The following is a 5044-nucleotide window of genomic DNA, read 5'->3' as shown; positions in this document are numbered from 1 at the left end:
TTTCATCGTAAAATAATAAACAAGAGTTAAAAGAGCTAAAATTGAAAAGTTATAAAAGCTAAACCTTATAAGGTACTTTTTACTTTTTTGTGGATCTCTATTAATAAAAAGTTTAAATGAAATTACACTTGCGAGGGAAGCTACAATTGTACCAAGTCCACCTAAGTTTACACCTACTAATAAAGGCTGCCAATTCACTGAGAATTTTGATAAAAAAATCGCAGCTGGTACATTGCTTATTAGTTGGCTTAAAATTATGGAACTGAAAAAAATTGATGTGGGACTTTTGAGATTTTCGCTAGCAAATGTGTGTATTACCTTTAATTCCGATATGTTTCCTATAAAAATAAAAAAACAGATAAAAGTAATAAGCAATAAATAATCAATTTTCTTCAATAATTTTATATCAAGTATACAAGCGGTTCCTAATGCGATAATAAACGCAAGTTTGTAGCTTAAAACCCCTAGTATGGATACAGATATGATGCCAAATAGTATCCCCCATACTGCGGCCTTTTTTTTATTTTTTATAGGAATATTCGGAAGTTCCATTTCCAATGTTTTACTATTCAATCTTTGATTAAAAACCAATAACAGAACAATTCCCAAAACCACCAATAGAACAACTGTTGTGAAAAATTGTATAGGCTTTATTCCGTAGTAAGTAAATATGAAAAGATTTTGTGGATTTCCCATTGGAGTTAGGCTGCTTCCGATGTTAGCCGCAATTGTCTCTAGGATAATCGTATCTAACATAGAAGTTTGTATAATCTTACTTATTATCAGTGTTAATGGTACAAATGTTATTAATGCCACATCATTCGTTACAAGCATGGAACTAAAAAAGCATAATAAAATAAGGATTGCTGAAACACTTTTACTATTATGACATTTACTCAGTATAGCAATGGCGAATTTATCCAATAGTTTTAGATCTTCCAGGGCCTTAACTACTAGCATCAGATTAAATAAACTGACTAATACTTCAAAATTTATATAATCTAGTTTTGGTGCATGGAATAAACAGCTTACGATTGCTAACAAGAGTGATATGGAAAATACAATGTCTTTTTTTATAATTCCAAATTTCAATTTCACATTTTTTTCGTTTTCCACATAAATATATTCTTTCATCAATCCCCCTCCAGTACTTTTCTATTCTACTACACACCCCTGTTTCTTGCATTTGAAATCTCAATACACTTAAAAAATACCATAATTCCCATTAAATCACAGCTATAGAGGTTTAAAAAAGAAAAGAGGTAATTGAGTATGCATACTCATTTACCTCTTTTTTTAATTTTAAAAAACATGCACTTATTTTGATTGAATTGAATTAGCTGGGAATTTATCAAGCTCAAGATGATTTCTCAAACTTTTTGTTATAGTATTTACGCTAGATTGATTCGGCATATAATAGTAAATTCTGTTAATATAATCGTCTTTTCCTTCCAATTTTAATGTCGTGATGTTTTTAGGATTAGCTTCTTTCATGTCATTGAATAAGAATAAACCTTCAGACAAGTTCATATTTGTTTTGACATTTTTACTAAATACATTTGCATATTTATCTATTTTAAATAATGTTTTGGGAGACTTTAATTTATCGATAATTGCCAGCATAGCTTGTTGTTGACGTTCTTCACGTCCAAAATCACCACGTGGATCGCGCTTTCTCATTCGAGCATAGGCTAAAGCTTCTGTACCATTTAGATGTTGATTTCCTTTTTTGAAGTAAACCTTATAACGTGGTTTAGTATCTGAATACTGCCAAAAATCAAATGGTACATCAACATCAATTCCACCAATCTCATCGACAATATTTTTAAATCCATCAAAGTCTACTGTATCATAATAGTCGATTGGGACATGTAAAAAGTTTTCTACTGTATTTACAGTCGATTGAAGACCACTGTTATATGCTCCATTAATTTTAGATTTTCTTTTTTGATCTGGAATTTCCACGTATGTATCACGAGGAATACTCATTTTTTGTATTGTTTTATCTTTGGGATTAACAGTTACTAATATGATGGTATCAGTCCTACCACCTTTTCCCTTTGTTGCGTAGTTTTCAATTCCAAGAAATAAAATGGAAAAAGGTTGAGTATCTTTTATTTCTTGTTTACGCAAATTTGAGTGAAGGACTTCACCCTGGGTAGCATTCTGTAATTTATAATATGTTCTTATTCCCTTATATCCAATAAATGCTATAAGAATGAGAACGATCAACAACAATATTTTTAGAGACTTACTTTTTGTTTTTCTGATTTTATTACGCTTTTCTTTCATTTGTTTAGCAAGAGCTCCTTTTGAGATATTTATATGAGCCATTATTTTATAGCCATAGTGTTAGCGGCATTAAGGGAAATTATTATATTTAAGAAGTAACGTTTTTTTTTGCTGGTATTGTTACTCGAACCTTATAGACTAATTCAAAATAACAACCCCTCGAAACAAGAAAAAGGACCTAAAGTAGGCCCCTAACACAAAATTAAACGCGGTACTCATCCGCTCGCCAATTTTTAATAGTTTGTTTAATCTCTTTCGAACTCAGTCCTTCATTTACTGCTCTTTCACTTAACGCTACAAATTCCTCATCACTTGCAAATCGTAATGCAATGATTTGCCCCATTGTTATTTTAGGATCTAACGGTTTACCTGTTAAAGTAAAATGACGAAAATTTTCTTCCATTCGAATGACACGGTCTTGTACTTTGTTGGAATAGAGTCTTGTTAGAAAAAACGAAACAACTAATAAAAGCGAAGTGACTAAAATAAATACTGCTAACCAAATATGATCGCTATTTTTTATCGCGATACATAAGTTAACGATTGAACCAATGATTGTGATTAACGCTAATGGTGCACCAAAAAAGTGGAAAACTGGATGATATCTGACGTGATTTTCTAAGCTTTGCGGTTTCATATGTACATCTCTCCTCTAAATATGTTTTATTTCCCTTATTCTAACATTATTAATCTTACTACTTATTTATCATTAAAGAACTTTTATTTAGAATAAAAAAATCTAATAAGTCAAAAACGACTTACTAGATTTGAATTTAAATTATATCCTTTTTTCAGACACTGCTTCGCTTATTACACTATACATATTTTCAACACCTTCATTAGAGGATTCAAAAGTATAAGCATTTTCTTTTAAAATTCCTAGGCTACTTGCTTCTTTAGCTACATCAATATTGGCTCCCATAAATATAAATTCCCAATTATACTTTTCTTGTTGGTGATGGATCAGATGTTTCACTTTACTATACGTAAATTCAACACTCGCATTCTCTAACCCATCAGTAGTAATAACAAATATGACTTTATCAGGTCTTTCCATCTCGTTACATAAAGACAATCTGTTGCCTACATTTAAGATCGTTTTACCAACTGCATCTAAAAGTGCAGTAGTTCCCCTTACAAAATACTCTTTATCCGATAATTTTACTTCATTTGCATTGCGCCCGTTCCATAAGACTTCATATTGATCGTCAAAAAGCACTGTTGTTACATTTGTTTCTCCATCAAAACTACTTTGTTTTTTTATAAATGCGTTAAATCCACCGATCGTATCACTTTCAAGTCCTGCCATTGAACCACTTCTATCGAGTAAAAATATGATTTCTGTTTTATTACTTTTCATTCTTAATCAGCCCCTTCATTCTTGATGTTATAATAGTAACTGAATTAATTAGTAGATAGGTCGCCTTAAAAGAGACATTTTGGAAGGGGAATTTTAAAATGCTTAACCAAGAATTTTTGATTGAATTACAACTATATGTAAAACACCAATTAGAAGAAGTAAAAATAGAAGAAATACATTTTAGTCAAAATGAAATGTATGCTGCTGAGCCTTTAGAAAATGTAGAAATTGAAGCATTTATTAAAAATAAACTGAAACCAACATTTAGAGAGCTCTTATTTAAATTTATAGATAAAAAAAATGTCAGTGATCCATTAATCTATAAAAAGGCGGGATTAGACAGAAAACATTTTTCAAAAATCCGCTCCATTCCTAATTACATTCCAAAGAAAAATACAATAATTGCTTTATCACTCGCACTTGAACTTGATAAAATTGAAACGAGCGATCTCTTAAGTTCTGCTGGCTATACATTATCAGACTGCGATTTAAATGATTTAGTTATAAAATTTTTCTTAGAGAAAAACATTTATGATATCGATTTAGTCAACGAAGCATTGAACCACTTTAATTTAAAATCACTAATAAAATAAAGCAACAAAATAAATAAAAAAACATCTTAAATCACCTTTTTCTGAAGTGATTTATAGATGTTTTTTATTTAAAAATATTTCATATTTTAGTAACTCACTTGATCTCTTCCATTATGCTTTGATTTATATAATGCTTGATCAGCTTGCTTTACTAACTTTAAGTAATCTTGTTCAGTTTCAGCAATCAATGATGCTACCCCTATACTTAATGTAACTAGTTTTTTCTCTGATTGCTCATGTTCAATCTTTAACTTTTTTATATTTCTACATAATCGATTACCTATTTTAAGTGCATCATTCAGATCAGATTTCGGTAACAAAATTGAGAATTCCTCTCCACCATACCGTGCAACGATACCTGATTCGCTTGTCATTTCTAATTGCAAACTAGTTGCTACTCTTCTTAAGCATTCATCACCTTTTGGGTGACCATACAGATCGTTATATTTTTTAAAATAATCCACATCAATCATTAATAATGTCATTGGTATTGATGTTTCATAGGATTCTGAACATCCATTTAAAAGTTGTTTTTCAAAATATCTACGGTTATATAGTCCAGTTAAACTGTCAACATTTGCGATATTTTCCATTTTCTTTAATTTTATCTCTGTATTACGTGTTTGATAGGCTATAAAGTAACTTAATAATAATGCTGGAACATACATTAAAAACCATAACCCCATCGTTTGAAGTAATCTTCCAATTACAATGTCACCAATCGGCCTTAGCATCCATTTTTCTATTAAATAAAAACCAATACATTTAAACAAAATGATAATAGGGGTCAAAATAAAAA

At 30.2% G+C, this 5044-nt stretch carries 6 protein-coding genes; 1 reads left to right on the top strand and 5 read right to left on the bottom strand.

What is annotated here, in order from left to right; all coding sequences use genetic code 11:
• The 4 genes from CN514_RS23035 to CN514_RS23020 all read right to left on the bottom strand — a co-directional run.
• On the bottom strand, positions 1 to 1134 hold a 1134-nt coding region (locus tag CN514_RS23035; protein ID WP_098234565.1), incomplete at its 3' end, for an SLC13 family permease.
• A 183-nt stretch (positions 1135 to 1317) separates the two neighbouring features.
• Positions 1318 to 2292, bottom strand: a complete 975-nt coding sequence (locus tag CN514_RS23030; RefSeq protein ID WP_098234564.1) for an LCP family protein — start codon at positions 2290 to 2292, stop codon at positions 1318 to 1320.
• Between the two features lie 202 nt (positions 2293 to 2494).
• Positions 2495 to 2929: a DUF6526 family protein gene (locus CN514_RS23025; protein WP_098234563.1), complete on the bottom strand. Its 435-nt coding sequence runs from the start codon at positions 2927 to 2929 to the stop codon at positions 2495 to 2497.
• A gap of 141 nt (positions 2930 to 3070) precedes the next feature.
• Complete coding sequence (locus CN514_RS23020; RefSeq protein ID WP_098234562.1) at positions 3071 to 3652, bottom strand: vWA domain-containing protein; 582 nt, start codon at positions 3650 to 3652, stop codon at positions 3071 to 3073.
• A gap of 98 nt (positions 3653 to 3750) precedes the next feature.
• Between CN514_RS23020 and CN514_RS23015 the strand changes: the two genes are divergently transcribed.
• A complete protein-coding gene (locus CN514_RS23015; protein ID WP_098234561.1) occupies positions 3751 to 4245 on the top strand; it encodes a hypothetical protein in 495 nt (164 codons plus the stop codon).
• 86 nt (positions 4246 to 4331) lie between these two features.
• Here CN514_RS23015 and CN514_RS23010 read toward each other — a convergent pair.
• A partial coding sequence (locus tag CN514_RS23010; RefSeq protein WP_141529500.1) for a GGDEF domain-containing protein occupies positions 4332 to 5044 on the bottom strand: 713 nt, incomplete at its 5' end.

This window comes from Bacillus sp. AFS001701 (assembly GCF_002559405.1).
In the GTDB taxonomy this organism is placed as follows: domain Bacteria; phylum Bacillota; class Bacilli; order Bacillales; family Bacillaceae_G; genus Gottfriedia.
Note: the sequence above shows the minus strand (reverse complement) of the source record. Positions and strands in the feature narration are given on the sequence as shown.